The sequence below is a fragment of the Roseateles sp. GW821-FHT03B02 genome, from assembly GCF_059421025.1.
Genome location: NZ_JBWKUV010000001.1, coordinates 686,923 through 704,701, shown reverse-complemented (window position 1 = coordinate 704,701; position 17,779 = coordinate 686,923). Strand labels below are relative to the sequence as shown.

Genomic DNA, 17,779 nt, shown 5'->3' with positions numbered 1-17,779 from the left:
GGCGCCGCTCAGCGGCGGCTGCGGCGCCGCGCCACCCAGGCGACGACGCCCAGGCCCGACAGCAGCAGCGCGTAGGTTTCTGGCTCCGGGATGGGCAGCCCGCCACCGCCGCCGGTGGCGCAGGACAGGGTCTCGCAGATCGTGCCGCTGCCGTCGCCGGCGAAGCTGATGCCGTAGTCTGCCGCACGGGCGCCGGACATCACGAACACCGCCGAGCCCTGCGGCAGCTTCATGCCGGTGAACTGCACGGTATTGGAGAAGTCGGCTGCGCCATTGCCGTCGACGCTGGTGATCAGCTCGGACTTCAGATACAGAGCCGCGCCATAGGTGAAGCTGTAGCCGCCGATGACGTCCGCGTTGATCGTCAGTGCGCCGCTGCCGTTAGTGCTGGTCCACTGGCCGTTGCTGTAGACGTTCATGGACCAGTTATCGGCCGTGGCGTCATAGGAGGCCGAAACGGAGGCGACGAGCTGGTTGGAGAAGGTCTTCAGCGACCAGTTCAGCGACGCGGTGCCGCTGCCCAGGGTGCCGGCCAGCGAACCGTCGATGTGAATGGTGCCGGTGAACTGGCCCGTGCCGGTGCCGCCGCCGATCTGGTAGAGCTCTTCCCAGATCGAGCGCCCCGTCGAGTAGGCGTAGTTGCTGCTGTCCACATGCATAGGCCAACTGGTGCCGCCGACGACGAACTGGCCGTCGTAGCTCTGGCTGACCGGCGTGAAACCCGAGGTCGAGGCGCTGGCATGGTTGCTGCCCCAGTCCGTCTTGCCGTAGGCGCCGCTGGTCACTGTCGTCATGCCCTGGCTGGCGTCGCCCGCCCAGGTGCCGCCGGCCGTCACGTTGGGCAGCGGCGTGAGCTGATCGTAGGCGGCGGCGCTGGCGTAGTCGGAGCCGTAGTAGAGCGAGCCATAGACGGTGTTGGGATTGCCGCTGGGGTTCAGGCCGAAGACGGGACTCGTCGTCTGCACGTAGTTGTAGTACCCCCCGTACGCCTCGGAGAACAGGCGGAACTGCGACTGCGCGTGACCGGAGCAGGACAGGGAGGTCAGGCCCAGCAGGGCCAGGACGCGAAGGGACACGCGGAAGGACATGGCAACGGCTCCCATGGCGGTGGGCCGTCGATGGCCCGGAAACGATTCGTGCAGTCTGTCACGAATTGCCGGGCTTGCCATCCCCATTCGTCAGGACGGCGGGCTGGGGCAGCCGGATCGCCACGCGCAGTCCGCCGTGGCCGCGGTTGGTCAGTGCGACCCGGCCGTCATGGGCCTCGGCGATCTCCCGCGCCAGCGCCAAGCCCAGGCCCGTGCCGCCCTGCGAGCCGGGCTCCGAGCGCTTGGTGGAATAGAAGGGCAGCAGGGCCTGGGCCAGCACCGCCTCGCTCATGCCGGGGCCTCGGTCCAGCACCTCGATGCGCAGCTCGCCGACGTCCACGCGCAGGCGCAGCGCCACCTCGGCGGGGTCGCTGCCCGATTCATGGGCGTTCTTGATCAGGTTGAGCAGCGCCTGCTCGATCTGGCCCGGGTCGAACCAGCCAGGCTGCCCGGGAAGCGGGCCGTCGACGCGGAACTCGCCCAGCGTGGCCAGGCGGGCCAGGAAGGCCGGCCATGCGACCGCCTCGCGGCGCGGCGCCGGCAGCTTGGCAAAGCGCGCATACCCGCTCAGGAAGCCATGCAGATGCGCCGCGCGCTCGCCGATGCTGGCCAGCACCTGGGGCAGGCGCTCGGTGTTGCCGCGCCGCGCCAGCTCGGCGCCGCTGTGGGCCAGCGACGAGATCGGCGCCAGCGAGTTGTTCAGTTCGTGGCTGAGCACGCGGATGACGCGCTTCCACGTCGCCACCTCGGCGCGCGACAGCTCGCGCGTCATGCGCCGCAGCAGCCGCAGCCGGTGCGGCTGGCCCTGCAGGCGGAACGAGCGCGTGCTGTGGTGAAAGGTCTCCTCTGACCCGTCGGGCAGCGTCACCGTGAAGAGCCGGTCGCCGTCGCCGGCGAGGGCCTCGCGCAGCGTCTCGGGCAGGGGGGCGATGACGGTGGCGAAGTCCAGCCCCGTCAGGCTGCGGCCGTCGCCCAGCAGCTGGCGCGCGGCCAGGTTGGCGATGGCGATGCGCTCGTTCGCAGCCGTCAGCACCAGCGCGACCGGCGTGTTCTGCACGACGGTATCCAGCAGCAGTTCGCGCTGGGCCAGGTGCTGGCGCTGCTCGCGCAGGGCCAGGCCCAGTTCGGCGTGCAGCTGGGTCAGTTCGACCAGCTCGCGGGGGCCGTCGGGCGCGAGATTGAGGCTGAAGTCGCCGTCGCGGTAGCTCAGCACGGCACCCTCCAGCGCCCGGGTCAGCCGCAGCAGCGGCGCCAGCCAGAAGGCCGCCAGCCAGCCGATCAGCGGCAGCATGACCAGGATGGCCACCGCGAGGGCGGTGCCGGTCTCCAGCCCGATGCGCCGCACGCCCAGGATGACCAGCGGCGGCACGACCGCGGACGCCCCGAGGGCCAGCAGCGCGCGGGCGCGCAGCGACAGCGTCATCAAGGCGCGATCCCGTAACGCTCCAGCCGCCGATACAGCGCCTGGCGCGACAACCCGAGCTGGCTGGCGGCGCGGCTGACGACGCCGCCGGCCGCCGCCAGCGCGGCGACGACCGTCTCCCGGCTGGGCTCGTCCAGGTTGCGCCACGCGCCGCCGTTGCCGCCGGTCTCCTCCAGCCCCAGCAGGGCCGGCGTGATCTCGCCGCCCTGGCAGAGCAGGGCGGCGCGCTCGACGGCATTCTTCAGCTCGCGCACATTGCCCGGCCAGCGGTGGGCCAGCAGGGCCTCGCGCGCCGCATCGCCGAGCCGGGCACGGCCGGCCAGGAAATGCTCGGCCAGCGGCAGCACGTCGTCGCGGCGCTCGGCTAGCGCGGGAAGCTTCAGCTCGATGAGATTGAGTCGGTAGAACAGGTCCTCGCGAAAGGCTCCGGCCCTGACCATGGCGCGCAGGTCGGCATTGGTGGCCGACAGCACGCGCACGCGCACCTGGCGCGTCTTGCTGGAGCCCAGACGCTCGAACTGGCCGGTTTCCAGCACGCGCAGCAGCTTCACCTGGCCGGCCAGCGGCAGATTGCCGATCTCGTCCAGGAACAGCGTGCCGCCGTCCGCCGCCTCGAAGCGGCCGACGCGCGCCTTGGCCGCGCCGGTGTAGGCGCCGCTGTCGCTGCCGAAGAGTTCGGCCTCGATCAGGTCGGCCGGCAGGGCTCCGCAGTTCAGCGCCACGAAAGGCCCGTCCTTGGCCGACGAATTGGCGTGCACGAAGGCCGCGATGCGCTCCTTGCCCGCGCCGTTCGGCCCGGTGATGAGGACCGGCACCGGCGCCGCGGCGATCTGGCCGGCCAGCTCCAGCAGATTGGCCATCGCGTCGGAGCCGAAGACGAGGCCGGCGAGGTCGTGGCGGCGTGCCAGTGCCGCACGGCGCACGGCCCGCGCCTCGCGCAGCTGCGCGATCTCGCGGTTGGCCTCGCCCAGCTCCAGCAGGTTCTCGACGGTGGCCAGCAGCTTGGCGTCGTCCCAGGGCTTGGCGAGGTAGTCGGCCGCGCCGGCCTTCACCAGGGCCACGGCCGCGTCCAGCCGCGTCCAGGCCGTCAGCAGGATGACGGGCAGGTCGGGGCGCCTGGCGCGGATGGCGCGGAACAAGGCTTCGCCTTCCTCGCCGGAGGTCGTGTCCGCCGTGAAATTCATGTCCTGGATGACCAGGCCGAAGGGGCGTTGTTCGAGCAGCGCCAGGCCCGCCTCGGGGCTCGCCGCGACGCTGGCCTCGATGTCGTGCAGCGACAGCAGCAGCTCCAATGCCTGGCCCACGCCGGGGTGGTCGTCGATGATCAAGACTCGTCGCATGGCGCGCAGGATACTGACGGAATGACGGAACGGAAGATCGAGCTGTACGACGGCCCCGCCGGCGGCTGGGGCGCGCTGAAGAGCGTGGCGAAGCACCTGAACGAGCAGGGTGTGGCCGTGAAGGGCGCCAGGACGCTGCTGCACGCCAACCAGGCCGACGGCTTCGACTGCCCCGGCTGCGCCTGGCCCGACCGCGACCACCGCTCCACCTTCGAGTTCTGCGAGAACGGAGCCAAGGCGGTGGCAGCCGAGGCGACGGCGCGGCGGGCCACGCCCGAGGTCATCGGGGCGAAGACTCTTGGCCAATGGGCCGAGGCGTCGGACTACGAGCTGGAGGCCACTGGCCGCCTGACCGAACCGATGGTCTACGACCCGCAGACCGACCGTTACAGGCGCACCACCTGGGACGCGGCCTTCGCGCTGATCGCGGCTGAGCTGCAGGCGCTTCCAGATCCCGACCGGGCTTTCTTCTACACCTCGGGCCGCACCAGCAACGAGGCCGCCTTTCTCTACCAGCTGTTCGTGCGCGAGTACGGCACCAACAACTTCCCCGACTGCTCCAACATGTGCCACGAGCCCAGCGGCTCGGGCCTCAAGCCCACCATCGGCGTCGGCAAGGGCACGGTCACGCTGGCGGACTTTGAGCAGGCCGACTGCATCCTCGTCTTCGGCCAGAACCCCGGCACCAACCACCCGCGCATGCTGGGCGAGCTGCGCGCGGCGAGGAAGCGTGGCGCGCGCATCGTCAGCTTCAACCCGCTGCGCGAGCGCGGCCTGGAACGCTTCGCCGACCCGCAGAATGCGATGGAGATGGCGACGCTGGGCGACTCGCCCATCAGCAGCCACTACTTCCAGCTCAAGGTCGGCGGCGACTTCGCGCTGCTCAAGGGCATGTGCAAGCGCGTCGTCGAACGGGGCCTGCTCGACGCCGACTTCATCGCCGGACACACTCACGGCTTCGACGCCTTCGTGGCGGAGCTGCGCGAGCAGCCCTGGGCGCCGCTCGTCGAAGCCTCGGGCCTGAGCCGCGAACAGATCGAGCAGGCGGCCGACCTCTACGCCGCGAGCGAGCGCGTCATCGCCTGCTGGGGCATGGGCATCACCCAGCACCGGCATTCGGTGGCGACCATCCAGATGATCGTCAACCTGCTGCTGCTGCGCGGCAACCTGGGCCGCCCCGGCGCGGGGGCCTGCCCGGTGCGCGGCCACAGCAATGTGCAGGGCGACCGCACCATGGGCATCTACGAGAAGCCGGCGCCGGCCTTCCTCGACAGGCTCGGCGCGGTCTTCGGCTTCGAGCCGCCGCGCGAGCACGGCCTGGACACCGTGGGCGCCATCCAGGCCATGCTGGACGGCCGCGGCAAGGTCTTCATCGCGATGGGCGGCAACTTCGCCGCCGCCACGCCCGACACCGCGGCCACCTGGCGCGCGCTGCGCCAGTGCGAGCTGACCGTGCACATCGCCACCAAGTTCAACCGCAGCCATGTCGTGCACGGCAGGAAGGCGCTGGTGCTGCCCGTGCTGGGCCGCACCGAGATCGACGTGCAGGCCACCGGGCCGCAGGGCATCACGGTGGAGGACTCGATGAGCATGGTCCACCTCTCGTCGGGCATGAATGCGCCGGCCAGCAAACACCTGCTGTCCGAGCCCATGCTTGTCGCGCGCATGGCCGCGGCCACCCTGGCGAAGAGCCGCACGCCCTGGCTGGCGCTGGCCGGCGACTACGCTGCCATCCGCGACAAGATCGAGGCCGTGCTGCCCGACTTCGCCGGCTTCAACGAGAAGCTCAAGGCCCCCGGAGGCTTCCGCCTGCGCAACACGGCCAGCGAGCGCGTCTGGGCCACGGAATCGGGGCGTGCCGAGTTCAGCGTGCACGCGATGCCCACCGACCTGGCGGTCGAGCGCATCGCCGAACGGCACCGTGACCAGCGCGTCTTCACGCTGACCACGCTGCGCTCCCACGACCAGTACAACACCACCATCTACGGCCACGACGACCGCTACCGCGGCGTCTACGGCCACCGCCGCGTCGTCTTCATCCACGCCGATGACCTCCGTGATCTCGGCATGAAGGCCGGCGACTGGGTCGACATCACCAGCCTCTACTGCGCCGAGGGCGGTGCCGACGTGCAGCAGCGCCGCGCGGAAGCCTTCGTGCTCGTGGCCTACGACATCCCGCGCGGCTGCCTGGCCAGCTACTACCCGGAGACCAACCCGCTGGTGCCGCTGGAGAGCTTCTCCGTCACGGCGCGCACGCCGACGAGCAAGTCCATCCCGGTCGTGCTGACCCGCCATGCAGGACACGCTGCTGCGGACCCTGCGTGAGCTGGCGCCCGGGGGCGAATCGGTCGCGCTGACCCGGCTGGCCAAGCGGCTGGACCAGCGCGTCAGCGTGCTGCTGCGCGAGCTGAACGGCCTCACCGACGCCAGCATCGGCGGCGCATCGGGGCCGGGCCTGGTGCAGCTGGCCTGCGACGACGCCGGTCGCTGGACCGCGTGCCTGACCGAGACCGGCCGGGCAAGCCCGCGCGCCCGGACTCGTTGAATTGCGTGATTTGATACCGATTGATCGCTGATCGCAGCGACGGCTGGACGCGCCCCGGTTCGAAATTTGCTTGCGCCATCCCAGTTGGGAATCGATTGCATTTGGCTGCCATGGAGGCGGGGTGACGTGCATGCAGAACGGCATCGTGTGACCAATGCTACGCAAATCGACAAGCAAATATCAAATGTAGCAAATAGCATGGACGGCATCGCTTCACACACCGCCCGCCCGCCGGGCCTGCAGTCATGAACAACCTTCAACTGGTTCCCGCCACAGCCACCGCCGCCATCGCCTTCCGCCCGGACGCCAGCCAGCCGACCGAGGCCCTGGTTTTCCTGCTGGACGGCCAGGAATACGGCATCGCGCTGCATTGCGTGCAGGAGATCCGCTCCTACCAGGCCCCGACGCGCCTGGCCGGTGCCTGCGACTACCTGCTGGGCATCATGGAGCTGCGCGGCGAGGTCGTGCCGCTGATCGACCTGCGCCGCCGGCTGGGCCTGCACGCGCCGGCCGTCGACGACCTCACCGTCGTCATCGTCATCAGCCTGGGCGAGCGCCGCATCGGCGTCGTGGCCGACCGCGTCGACGACGTGGTGGAGCTGGCGCCGCAGCAGATCCGCACCATGCCGGCCATGAAGGGCGGCGCCGAGCAGCGCCACCTGGTCGCCATCGCCACCCTCGACCAGCGCAGCGTGGTGCTGATGGACGTGGAATCCCTGTTGGCCGACATCCAGGCCGGCGCACCGGCGGCACTGGCCGCCTGACCTTCAGCCCTCGACTCGAGCCCGACATGAACATCGCTTCCCTCAAAGTCTCCACCCGCCTGGCCCTGGGCTTCGGCGCTTGCGTCCTGCTGGGCGTCGTCATCGCCATCGCCGGCACCGTGCAGATGCGGACACTGGCCGCCCAGGTCGACGAGCTGGCGCTGGACCGCATGCCCAAGATGGACAAGCTCGGCGACGTCAAGGACAACTTCAACACCAGCGCACGCTCGGTGCGCAATGCGCTGCTGGCGGCCGATGCCGGCGCCCGCGCCGCGGAGGTCAAGCGCATCGCCGAGATGCGCGAGGCCAACGACAGGCTGATCGCCGAGCTGGACAAGGTGCTGCTTCGTCCGGAGAGTCGCGTACTGCTCAAGGTCATCACCGACAACAACCCGCCCTACCAGAAGGGGTTGACGCAGGCGATCGCCCTGGCCGAAGACGGCAAGGCGGCCGAGGCCACCGCGCTGCTGGGCGGTGAGGTGCGCCAGTACCAGAACCTGATGTTCAAGGCGGTCGACGACTCGATCGAGCTGCAGGGCAAGATCGCACACCGGCTCGCCGAGGACGCCGGCCGGGTGGCCGCCGGCGGCAGCACGCTGATGCTGGCCGCGGCGGCCGTCATGGCCCTGCTGGGCGGCCTGGTGGGCTGGGCCCTGTCGCGCAGCCTGGGCCGCGCTCTGGGGGCCGAACCCGCGGAGCTGAGCGAGGCCGTGCAGCGCGTGGCCGATGGCGACCTCGCCCATCCCGTGCCCGTGCGGGCCGGCGACACCACCAGCACCATGGCCGCCGTGGGCCGCATGCAGCAGTCGCTCGTGGGCATCGTGCGCACCGTGCGCGGCAACTCCGACAGCGTGGCCACGGCCAGCGCCCAGATTGCCCAGGGCAACCAGGACCTGTCCAGCCGCACCGAGGAGCAGGCCAGCGCGCTGCAGCAGACGGCGGCGTCCATGGAGCAACTCGGCTCTGCCGTGCAGCAGAACGCCGACAACGCCCGCCAGGCCAACCAGCTCGCCCAGGGCGCCAGCGAGGTGGCGGCCAGGGGCGGTCAGGTCGTCAGCGAAGTGGTGGCCACGATGAAGGACATCCAGCACAGCTCCCAGCGCATCGCCGACATCATCGGCACCATCGACGGCATCGCCTTCCAGACCAACATCCTGGCGCTGAACGCGGCCGTGGAAGCCGCGCGGGCCGGCGAGCAGGGCCGCGGCTTCGCAGTCGTGGCCAGCGAGGTGCGCAGCCTGGCCCAGCGCAGCGCCGAGGCGGCCAAGGAGATCAAGTCCCTGATCCTCGCCAGCGTGGAGCGCGTGGAGCGCGGCAACACGCTGGTGGACCAGGCCGGCTCGACGATGACCGAGGTGGTCGGCGCCATCCGCCGCGTCACCGACCTGATGGGCGAGATCAGCGCCGCCAGTGGCGAGCAGAGCAGCGGCGTGGCCCAGGTGGGCGACGCCGTCTCGCAGATGGACCAGGCCACCCAGCAGAACGCGGCCCTCGTGGAGGAAAGCGCGGCCGCGGCCGAGAGCCTCAAGGAGCAGGCCCGCCAGCTGGTGGACGCGGTGGCCGTCTTCCAGCTGGCCCATGAAGCCCGCGCCGCGGCCGCGCCCAGGGCGAGCAAGCCGCTGTCGGCGGAGGCCGGCAAGGCCGCCCCGGTGGCCCGCAAGCCGGCGGCAGCGCCTGTGCCCAAGGCCAGGGCCGAGGCGGCAGTGGCCGCGCCGCGCCCCAGCCTGCAGCCCGCGCTGGCCGCGGCCGAGGGCGACTGGACCGACTTCTGACCCCCGGGGCCTCGGTTCCCCGCTCGCCCGGCGCCCTGCCGGGGGCTGGCGCGTCAGGCCCGGCACCATCGCCAGAGCCTCCTGAGACACCGGCTGCCACGCCCGCCGTGCGCCGCCATCACTCACGAGGTCGGCCTGGCGCTGTACCCGGTCAGCTGCAGGACACGGCGCCGGGTTTCGGGCTGTGGCTGCGACGAATCCCCAAACGGTAGGTTGGCGCCGCGCCGGCCGTGGCCCGTGCGCCTAGGATGGCCCTGCGCCATGTGATCGAGAGGGGATGCCATGTTGACACCGACAGCCACCCAGAACGACGGCCACCACCACGCCGGCCCACACCTGTCCCGCCGCCAGCTGCTATGGGGGGCCGCCGGCCTCGCCGGCCTGTCGCCGGCCATGGCCGACGAGGCACTGCGCCACGAGACCGCCGAGGACGCGCTGGGGCCTTTCTACCCGCTGACCCTGCCCCGCGACCAGGACTTCGACCTCAGCCGCATCGCCGGCCACAAGGCGCGGGCCCTGGGCCAGCTGCTCTACGTCGGCGGCCGCGTGGTCAACCCGCGCGGTGAGCCCATCGCCAACGCGGTGCTGGAGGTCTGGCAGGCCAATGCGGCCGGGCGCTACGCGCACCCGGGCGATACCAGCGCGGCACCGCTGGACCCCGACTTCCAGGGCTACGCCCGCATCCGCAGCGGGCCGGACGGCAGCTACCGGCTCAAGACCATCCAGCCCGGCCTCTACGGCCCGCGCACCCGGCACATCCACTTCGACGTGCGCGGCCGCGCCACGCGGCTGATCACTCAGATGTACTTCGAGGGCGAGGCCGCGAACGAGACCGACCCGCTGCTCAAGCTGCAGCAGCCCGAAGACCGCAAGACGCTGATCTCCCGCCCCGGCGCGCCGACCGCCGGCCAGGAGAACGGCGCGCTGGCCGTGTCCTGGGACATCGTGTTGGCCTTTGGCTGACCGGTCTTTGCGCGGGCTGACACACTGCGGGGCCGCCACCCCGCCTGTCGCCCCGCCATGAAGCTTCTCGGACGCCTCTCCTCCATCAACGTCCGCAAGGTCATGTGGACCGCCGCGCAGCTGGGGCTGGAGCTCGACCGCGAGGACTGGGGCGTGGGTTTCCGCTCGCCGCAGGAGGCGGGCTATCTGGCGATGAATCCCAACGGACTGATCCCCGTCCTCGTCGACGGCGACTTCACGCTGTGGGAGAGCAACAGCATCTGCCGCTACCTGGCAGCCAAGCTGGGTGCGACCGACCTGCTGCCCGCCGAGCCGCAGGCGCGCGCCCGCGTCGAGCAGTGGATGGACTGGCAGGCCGGCGAGCTCAACAACAGCTGGCGCGTCGCCTTCATGGCCCTGGTGCGCGGCCAGCCGGCCACGCCCGAGGCGATTCAGGCCGGCGTGGCGAGCTGGAACAAGCACATGGGCCTGCTGGACGCGCAGCTGGCGCGTACCGGGGCCTGCGTCTGCGGCGGCAGCTTCACGCTGGCCGACGTGGTGCTGGGCCTGTCCGCGCAGCGCTGGAAGAACGCGCCCATCGAGCGCGCCGAGCTGCCCGCGGTGCAGGCCTGGATGCAGCGGCTGGCTGCGAGGCCGGGCTTTGCCGACTACGTTGACAACGGCATGCCCTGAACGGCTTCAGGGCAGGCGGCTGCCGCCGGCCCTGCGGGCCAGGATCTGCTGCGCTGCCTCCCTGGCCGCAGCCAGTTGCTGCGGCGTGGGCGGTGCCGCCAGCGGCAGGGCGCGCTGCTCCAGCAGCGACTGCACCACGCGCTTCGCCTCGGGGTGGTCGGGCAGTTCGGCATAGGCCATCAGGAAGGCGAGCCGCTCGGCGTCGCTCAGCCCCCAGGCCGGGTTGGACGTGGCCGCGTTGATGAGGCTGAGCCCATCCCCCGCGAGCGCATCGCGCCGCATGGCGTCGGCCACCTGCCGGCGCTGCGCGGCGCTCAGGTCGCCCGCGAAGGTGGCGGCGGCAAAGGCCGAGGCCGCCTCGGGCACGCCGGCCCGCATGGCCCGCGAGGCCAGCTCGGCCAGCATCGCGCGGTGCTGGGGCGTCACCGTCTGGCAGCGCCTCGCCTCGGCATCGGCCTCCACCATCATCTGGGTCATCATCTCTGGCGAAATTCCCTGGTTGCGGACGGTCTCGAAACTGCTGCGCCTGGCCTCGTTGGACGCGCACTGGCGCAGCCAGTGCACTGCTTCCCAGGCCGCCGTCGCGTCGCTGCCGGCCATCGCGCGGTCGATGTGGGGGCCGTAGCCCTCGGAGCCGACGCGCGGTGCGGGCGGCCTGGCGGCGGGCAGGGGCGTGGCCGCCGGGGGCGCAGCGCGCGCCGCCGCCGAAGCCGTGGAAGCCACCGGCGGTAGGCTCAAGGGCAGGGCCGCCACCGGCGCGGCTGGCGCCTCGGGGGCGGTACTCGTGGCCGGCCCGCTCAGCCCCAGCCACAGCGCCACGGCGGCGGCGGTGCCAACCGCGATGAGGATGAGCACCCAGCGGAGCGCGTCCATGGCCTCTCAGCCGGCGAAGTTGTAGCGCACCACGGCCACCGCCAGCGCGAACACATAGCCGCAGGCGAAGCGGTCGATGCGCAGCACCGGGTCGCCGCGGCGCGCGCGCCACAGGCCGATCAGCGTCATCGCGAAGCCGGCGATGACGGGCGTGACGACGAGGTTGAGCAGGCGCGGCCAGCCGTCGCGCGTCAGGTGCTGCGGCATCAGCCACACGCTCAGTGCACCGACGATGCCGCCCAGCAGCACATAGCCCAGCACGGCCACCCAGATGCTGGGCTGCCTGCGGAACGGCTCGGCCAGCGAATGCAGGCCCAGTTCGACGAGCAGCTCGCCGAAGACCTGGAAGATCAGTTCCAGCAGCAGTTCAAGCAGGATCTCCAGGGCGGCCTCCGCGTGCGAGCAAGGTGCCCAGCCTAGCGCAACGCAAAACCGGCCACGGCCCGAACAGGCGTGGCCGGCAGTTTTCACCTGCCGCGGCGGCGGGGGCGGTCAGCCCATGCGCACCGGCACGAAGATCTGCTGCCCGTCGCGCGACACCAGCAGCGCCACCTGGCGCGGCTTGTCCTTCATCGCCGCGCGCACCTGCTCGATGTCCTGCACCGGTTTGCCGTTCAGCGCCAGCAGCACGTCGCCGGGCTGCACGCCGGCCAGCTGGGCCGGGCCGGTCACGCGCTCGATCAGCAGGCCATGGTCCAGCCCCGAGCCGCGCAGCTCCTGGCGCTCCAGCGGGCGCAGCGCCAGGCCGAGCGAGCCGCCCTCGGGCGCGGCGCTGGCCTCCTGCACATCCTTGTCGGCGCGGCCCAGCGCCACGGTCTCGCTGAGGCGGCCCTTGTCGCGCCACAGTTCCAGCTTGAGCTTGTCGCCGGGGCGGGCCAGGCCCACGCGACTGGACACGTCGCCCGCCACGCGCACCGGCTCGCCGTCCACGGCGGTGATGACGTCGCCCGCCTTCAGCCCCGCCTTGGCCGCGGCGCTGCCGGGCATGACGCTGGACACCAGGGCACCGTCCGGCGCGTTCAGGCCGAAGGAGGCGGCCAGCGGCGCCGACAGGTCCTGCAGCGTGACGCCCAGGCGCGCGTGCTCGACCTTGCCGTGGGCGACGATCTGGTCCTTGATGCGCAGGGCCACGTCCACCGGGATGGAGAAGGCCAGGCCCTGGAAGCCGCCGCTCTGCGAGTAGATCTGCGCGTTCACGCCGACGACGCGGCCCGAGGCGTCGAACAGCGGGCCGCCGGAGTTGCCGGGGTTCACGGCCGCGTCGGTCTGGATGAAGGGCACGACGCTGCTGTCGCCCGGCAGCGAGCGGCCCTTGGCGCTGACGATGCCCTGCGTTGCGGTCTGCTCGAAGCCGTAGGGCGCGCCGATGGCCAGCACGTAGTCGCCCACCTGCACCTGCTTGGGGTCGCCCAGCTGCACGGTGGGCAGGCCCTTGGCGTCGAGCTTGAGCACGGCGATGTCGGTGGCCGGGTCGCTGCCCAGCACCTGGGCCGAGAACTCGCGGCGGTCGCTGAGCTTGACGGTGACCTGCTTGGCGTCGCGCACGACGTGGGCATTGGTCAGCACCAGGCCGTCGCTGCTGATGATGAAGCCCGAGCCCTGGCCGCGGAAGGGCTGCGCGCCGCGTGGCTGCATGCGCAGGCCCGGCACGCCGCGGAAGAAGCGGAAGAAGGGGTCGCTCTCCATGCCCGGCAGGCCTTGCTGCGCGTCATCGCCATCCTCGGCGCTGGCCTTGTGCAGCCCGGCCACGGTGATGCCGACGACGGCCGGGCCCTGCGTCTGCACGATGGCGCGGTAGTTGGGCGTCTGGGCCGCGGGCAGCGGGGCAACCGGCGCGGCCACGGCAGCGGCGGCGGCCGCGGTCGGTGTCAGGCTGACCGGCGCATCGCCGCTGGCAGGGGCGGAACTCGGCGCCTTGTTCTGCAGCCAGGCCGGCAGCGTCCAGCCGGAGGCGCCGGTGGTGACGGTCACGCCGGCAGCGAGCAGGGCGGCGGCGGTGGCGGTCAGGGCGGTCTTGGCGTTGCGGGTCATCGGGTACTCCTCATGCAGGCTGCGGCGCAGCCCGTTGCCAGGCACTCTAGGCAGCGCGGGTGAGGGCTCGATGAGGCCAAGGTGAGGCGAAAGTTAGGGCGAGGCTGCGAGCGGCGTGAACAGCGGCGCGGCCATGCGCACCGGGACGACGTCCAGCCGTGCCTTCAGCACCGTGTAGTCGTCGCTGCCCAGCGCGTTGCTGAGCCAGCCCACCAGCCCGGGTCCGCGGTAGAGGCGGAATTCGAAGCCGAGCTCGGGCGCCAGGTCGCCGGGCCGCGGCTTGGCGCGCCAGGCCAGGCCGCGGACCTCCGGCGCGGGGCCTTCGAGCAGCTGGGCCAGCGCGTTGACGATGGTGCTGTCGCCGAGCACGTCGAGGAAGTAGTTGTCGAAGCGCCGCGTCGGCTTGTAGTCGGGCGAGGCCGGGTCGATGCGTGGCTCGCGCAGCTTGTGCGCGGCGGGCGTCGTGATGCCGGTCTTGAGGTCGTGGCGGTCGCCGCGGTCCAGGTGGCTCACCAGCGCGCCGCGCAGGTTGAAGGCCGGCAGCTTCGCGTCCGAGCTGGCCTCGGACAAGTCCACCAGCAGCGCACCCCGCGCGCCGACGATCTCCACCTCCTGGCCCTTGACGACGGCCGCCGTGTCCTCCTCCACGCCCAGGCCCAGCCGGTAGCCGAAGGCGCGCATGGCCGGCAGCATGCGGCCGATGCGGCCGCGCTTGAGGAAGTGCTGGTCCACGAACAGCTCGGGCCCGACGAAGCCCAGGCCCTGGTCGTACTCGCGCTTGTCGCGCCACTGGCCCTTGAGGATCTGCATGTTGTCCGGTGCGTCCCGGAACATCATGCGGCTCATGATGGCCGCGCCGGCGCTGGAGCCGGCCACCACGCCGCCACCGTCGAACACTTGGCGGATGGCCTTCAACATGGCCGTCGGCTCGCCGCCGGGCTGCAGCGTGTCGACGATGTACTCCTGGGCGCCGCCGGAGAAGAACACGCCGCGCGACGCGGCGACCTTGGCGATCAGTGCCGGGTCGTCGAGGTTGGCGCGCAGATCGACGTCCTTCAGCCGCGGCGCGACCGGGATGGTCTCGGCATTGGCGCCGTGGCGGTTCAGCGCGGCGACGATGATGCCGGCGCTGCGCTCGGGGTTGGCAGCGGCGGTGGCGAACACGGCGATGCGCGTGCCCGCGCCGCCCGCCTCGTCGACGATGCGCTGCCAGACGGCCTCGTTGTCGCTCCTCAGCGCGCCGCCGATGACGATGGCGGTGCCGGCCTGGGCGGCGGCGGCGGCGGCGACGAGCGCGGTGGCGGCGAGGCGGAGGAGGGAGAGGCGCAGCGTGGTCATGCCGCCATCTTGGCAGGAAACAGCGCGCAACTTCCTGCAGGTGGGCGTTAGCGCGGCACCGTCCGGGGCGAGGCATGGGAAGCATCGCGATACATGCCGCGCCGGCGGCCGCGTCGCATGCCTCAGACTCCTCCCATGAGTTTGCAGATCGATGACACCCCCGCGGCCCTGACGTCGGCCCAGACCCTGACCGGCTGGCGCCGCGAGTTTTGTGTGGAATTGCTGGGCGATGGCCAGGCGCGCATCTTCCTGAGGGCGGTGGAGCAGCCGTCGCTCAAGGCCACGGAGTTGCACCGTGGCGTGCTGTTCCATCGGGTCGGTGCCGCCTTCGGCGACCTGGCCGGCTGCGTGGCAGCGGCGAGCGCGCCCTTGGAGCGCCTGGCCCGTAGCGCCTCCCGGCAGGAGCCGGCCAAGGACAACCTCTTCGCCACGGTGACCTATGACCGCGCGGCCTGGGAGCAGGTCGTCGGCGCCATCGACGGCTGGCAGCGCCGGCCGCACGCGGTGGCTGGCCGCTAAGGCCAGGCCATCTCGGCGCGCAGGCCACCCAGCGGCGAGTCCGCCAGCCGCACCGTCGCGCCCTGCTGCCGGGCCGCGGCGCGCACGATGGCCAGGCCCAGGCCGCTGCCCTCGGCCGCGGCGCCCTCGCCGCGCTGGAAGCGGTCGAACACGCGCTCGCGCGCGTCCAGCGGGATGCCGGGGCCGTCGTCGTCCACGCGTAGCAGCGGCGCGCCGCGCGGGCCGCGCAGGGCGCTGACCTGCACGGTGCGGGCGCCGTACTTCACGGCGTTGTCGATGAGGTTGCGCAGTGCGCTGCGCAGGGCCTGGGGGTCGCCCTCCAGCGGCAGCGGGTCGGGGGCGGCGAGGCTCAGCGTCACGCCGGCCTTGTCGGCCAGGGGCTGCACGTCGCCCACCGCCTGGGCGGCCAGCTCGGCCAGGTCCAGCGGATGGTCGGCCGCCGCGGCACCGGGCTCGGCGCGGGCCAGGGCCAGCAGCTGCTCGACGAGGTGCACGGCGCGGTCGATGCCGCCGCGCAGGCGGGCGATGGCCTCGTCCTGCTGCGGCCCCGGCGCGGAGTCGCGCAGCAGGCCCAGTTGCAGCTTCAGCGCGGTCAGCGGCGTACGCAGTTCGTGGGCGGCGTCGGCGACGAAGCTGCGCTGGGCATCGAAGGCCGTCGAGAGGCGCGCGAGCAGGTCGTTGAAGGCGTCCACCAGCGGCGCGATCTCGCCGGGCAGGCCGGCGGTCGGCAGCGCGCCCAGCGCGTTGGCGCCGCCGGCCTGGGCCGCCTGCACGACACGCGCCAGCGGCGCCAGCGACAGCCCGATCAGCCACCACAGCGCCGCCGCCACCAGCGGCAGGGCCGCGGCCACCGGCACCACGCTGCGCAACGCGGCCAGGGCTGCGAGCTTCTGGCGCACGGCCAGCGGCTGGGCCACCTGCACCACGCGCACCGGCGTGGCGGCGCTGAAGACGCGCCAGTCCTGGCCGCCGAAGTGCAGGTCGGAGTAGCCGAGCACGGCGCGCGCGGGCAGCGGCTCGGTCATGCCCTGGGGGCGGCTGGAATACAGCTCCAGTCCCTGCAGCGACCAGATCTGCACGACGTAGTCGAAGCTCGGGTCGGTCAGCGCCGCGGCTTCGTCGCCGGCTACGCGGCCCTGGTCGCGCAAGGAGAGGGCGGTCTGGCGCAGCTGGTAGTCGAACAGCGCATCGGCCTCGGTGCGCACGCTGAAGTAGGTGGCGCCGCCCACCGCCAGGGCTGTCACCGCGCCCAGCACGGCGAGCAGGGCGAAGAGGCGGCCGCGCAGGGTGGAAAGCAGCTTCTTCATGCCTTTTCAGGGCCAGCGTAGTAGCCCAGGCCGCGCACGGTGTGCAGCAGGTCGGCACCCAGCTTCTTGCGCAACTGGTGTATGTAGACGCTGATGGCGTTGCTCTCCAGCTCTTCGCCCCAGCCGTAGAGCCGGTCTTCGAGCTGGGCGCGTGACACGATGGCGCCGGGCCGCTCCAACAAGGCCTCCAGCAGCGCAAACTCGCGCGCCGACAGCAGGATGGGCTTGCCCGCGCGCGTGACCTCGCGGGTGGCCGGGTCCAGGCGCAGGTCGGCCACGGCCAGCGCCGTGTCGGTGCGCCCGCCGAGGCGGCGCGTGACGGCGCGCAGCCGGGCCAGCAGCTCGTCCAGCTCGAAGGGCTTGACGAGGTAGTCGTCGGCGCCGGCGTCCAGGCCGGCCACCTTGTCGCTCAGGGCGTCCCGGGCGGTCAGCACGATGACCGGCGTCGCGTCGCCGCGGGCGCGCAGGCTCTTCAGCACGTCGAGGCCGCCGCGCCGGGGCAGGCCGAGGTCCAGCAGCACGGCGTCGAAGCGTTCGCCGCTGGCCAGCACCGCGTCGGCGGCCTGGCCGTCGCGCAGCCAGTCGGCCGCGAAGCCCTGGCGGCGCAGGGCTTCGCGCAGGCTTTCGCCGATCATGGGGTCGTCTTCGACAAGCAGCAGGCGCATGGCCGGCGGATTCTGCCGCGGCTAAGCTGGCGGCATGAACGCCCCGTCCGCCTCCGCCCTGATCGACGAACGCATCGCCAGTCTCGAAGGCTGGCGCGGCGAGATGCTGGCCATGCTGCGCGCCCTCATCCTCGAGGCCGACTCCGGCATCGTGGAAGAGTGGAAGTGGCGCAACCCGGTGTGGTCGCGTGACGGCATCGTCTGCACCGGCGAGGCCTACAAGAGCGTCGTGAAGATGACCTTCCCCAAGGGTGCCTCGCTGCCCGATCCCAAGGGCCTGTTCAATTCCAGCCTGGAGGGCAACGTGCGCCGCGCCATCGACTTCCGCGAGGGAGACAAGGTCGACAAGCCGGCGCTGAAGGCGCTCATCCGGGCGGCCGTGGCCGCCAACAGCAAGGCTTAGGCCGCCTTGTCGATGGATTGGTGCAGCGGGGCCATCGGCCCCCGCTGCAGCGCGGCCTCGAAGAAGGCCAGCGGCG

Annotated in this window: 17 protein-coding genes; 8 read left to right on the top strand and 9 right to left on the bottom strand. The window is 72.0% G+C overall.

Features of this window, described 5'->3' with window-relative positions; translation table 11 throughout:
• Window positions 1-8: 8 nt before the first annotated feature.
• The 3 genes from AC07VX_RS03060 to AC07VX_RS03050 are packed head-to-tail and all read right to left on the bottom strand — an operon-like array spanning window position 9 to window position 3,851.
• The gene (locus tag AC07VX_RS03060) at window positions 9-1,103 is read right to left on the bottom strand and encodes a PEP-CTERM sorting domain-containing protein (protein ID WP_493183856.1); all 1,095 of its coding nucleotides are present in this window, start codon (window positions 1,101-1,103) and stop codon (window positions 9-11) included.
• Between the two features lie 43 nt (window positions 1,104-1,146).
• Window positions 1,147-2,511, bottom strand: coding sequence for a sensor histidine kinase (locus AC07VX_RS03055; protein ID WP_493163191.1), 1,365 nt, complete (start codon window positions 2,509-2,511; stop codon window positions 1,147-1,149).
• Window positions 2,511-3,851: a sigma-54-dependent transcriptional regulator gene (locus tag AC07VX_RS03050; protein WP_493163192.1), complete on the bottom strand. Its 1,341-nt coding sequence runs from the start codon at window positions 3,849-3,851 to the stop codon at window positions 2,511-2,513. Before AC07VX_RS03050 ends, AC07VX_RS03055 begins: the two co-directional genes overlap by 1 nt.
• Before the next feature lie 21 nt (window positions 3,852-3,872).
• Here AC07VX_RS03050 and AC07VX_RS03045 point away from each other — a divergent pair, with 21 nt between their 5' ends.
• The 6 genes from AC07VX_RS03045 to AC07VX_RS03020 all read left to right on the top strand — a co-directional run bounded on the left by AC07VX_RS03045 (window position 3,873) and on the right by AC07VX_RS03020 (window position 10,567).
• Complete coding sequence (locus AC07VX_RS03045) at window positions 3,873-6,176, top strand: FdhF/YdeP family oxidoreductase (RefSeq protein ID WP_493163193.1); 2,304 nt, start codon at window positions 3,873-3,875, stop codon at window positions 6,174-6,176.
• Window positions 6,145-6,396: a hypothetical protein gene (locus AC07VX_RS03040; protein WP_493163194.1), complete on the top strand. Its 252-nt coding sequence runs from the start codon at window positions 6,145-6,147 to the stop codon at window positions 6,394-6,396. The genes AC07VX_RS03045 and AC07VX_RS03040 overlap by 32 nt, the downstream gene beginning before the upstream one ends.
• A gap of 245 nt (window positions 6,397-6,641) precedes the next feature.
• A complete protein-coding gene (locus tag AC07VX_RS03035) occupies window positions 6,642-7,160 on the top strand; it encodes a chemotaxis protein CheW (RefSeq protein WP_493163195.1) in 519 nt (172 codons plus the stop codon).
• Between the two features lie 26 nt (window positions 7,161-7,186).
• Window positions 7,187-8,932, top strand: coding sequence for a methyl-accepting chemotaxis protein (locus tag AC07VX_RS03030; protein WP_493163196.1), 1,746 nt, complete (start codon window positions 7,187-7,189; stop codon window positions 8,930-8,932).
• A gap of 282 nt (window positions 8,933-9,214) precedes the next feature.
• The gene (locus AC07VX_RS03025; protein WP_493163197.1) at window positions 9,215-9,895 is read left to right on the top strand and encodes a dioxygenase family protein; all 681 of its coding nucleotides are present in this window, start codon (window positions 9,215-9,217) and stop codon (window positions 9,893-9,895) included.
• Between the two features lie 57 nt (window positions 9,896-9,952).
• Window positions 9,953-10,567 carry a glutathione S-transferase family protein gene (locus AC07VX_RS03020; RefSeq protein WP_493163198.1) on the top strand — a complete coding sequence of 205 codons (615 nt, stop codon included), beginning with the start codon at window positions 9,953-9,955 and terminating at the stop codon, window positions 10,565-10,567.
• Between the two features lie 6 nt (window positions 10,568-10,573).
• On the opposite strand, the gene AC07VX_RS03015 is transcribed toward AC07VX_RS03020, so the two are convergent.
• The 4 genes from AC07VX_RS03015 to AC07VX_RS03000 all read right to left on the bottom strand — a co-directional run bounded on the left by AC07VX_RS03015 (window position 10,574) and on the right by AC07VX_RS03000 (window position 14,809).
• Complete coding sequence (locus tag AC07VX_RS03015) at window positions 10,574-11,440, bottom strand: hypothetical protein (RefSeq protein WP_493163199.1); 867 nt, start codon at window positions 11,438-11,440, stop codon at window positions 10,574-10,576.
• A gap of 6 nt (window positions 11,441-11,446) precedes the next feature.
• Entirely contained in the window at window positions 11,447-11,911 is a 465-nt protein-coding gene (locus tag AC07VX_RS03010; protein ID WP_493163200.1) for a hypothetical protein, read from the bottom strand.
• 21 nt (window positions 11,912-11,932) lie between these two features.
• On the bottom strand, window positions 11,933-13,471 hold the full coding sequence (locus AC07VX_RS03005) for a Do family serine endopeptidase (RefSeq protein ID WP_493163201.1): 1,539 nt from the start codon (window positions 13,469-13,471) through the stop codon (window positions 11,933-11,935).
• Between the two features lie 93 nt (window positions 13,472-13,564).
• Window positions 13,565-14,809: a cyanophycinase gene (locus AC07VX_RS03000; RefSeq protein ID WP_493163202.1), complete on the bottom strand. Its 1,245-nt coding sequence runs from the start codon at window positions 14,807-14,809 to the stop codon at window positions 13,565-13,567.
• A gap of 135 nt (window positions 14,810-14,944) precedes the next feature.
• On the opposite strand from AC07VX_RS03000, the gene AC07VX_RS02995 reads away from it, so the two are divergent.
• Window positions 14,945-15,328, top strand: coding sequence for a hypothetical protein (locus AC07VX_RS02995; RefSeq protein ID WP_493163203.1), 384 nt, complete (start codon window positions 14,945-14,947; stop codon window positions 15,326-15,328).
• Here AC07VX_RS02995 and AC07VX_RS02990 read toward each other — a convergent pair.
• A complete protein-coding gene (locus AC07VX_RS02990) occupies window positions 15,325-16,635 on the bottom strand; it encodes a sensor histidine kinase (RefSeq protein WP_493163205.1) in 1,311 nt (436 codons plus the stop codon). The genes AC07VX_RS02995 and AC07VX_RS02990 overlap by 4 nt on opposite strands.
• A complete protein-coding gene (locus AC07VX_RS02985) occupies window positions 16,632-17,300 on the bottom strand; it encodes a response regulator (protein ID WP_493163206.1) in 669 nt (222 codons plus the stop codon). Before AC07VX_RS02985 ends, AC07VX_RS02990 begins: the two co-directional genes overlap by 4 nt.
• A gap of 34 nt (window positions 17,301-17,334) precedes the next feature.
• Between AC07VX_RS02985 and AC07VX_RS02980 the strand changes: the two genes are divergently transcribed.
• The gene (locus AC07VX_RS02980) at window positions 17,335-17,703 is read left to right on the top strand and encodes a DUF1801 domain-containing protein (RefSeq protein ID WP_493163207.1); all 369 of its coding nucleotides are present in this window, start codon (window positions 17,335-17,337) and stop codon (window positions 17,701-17,703) included.
• Window positions 17,704-17,779 lie beyond the last annotated feature (76 nt).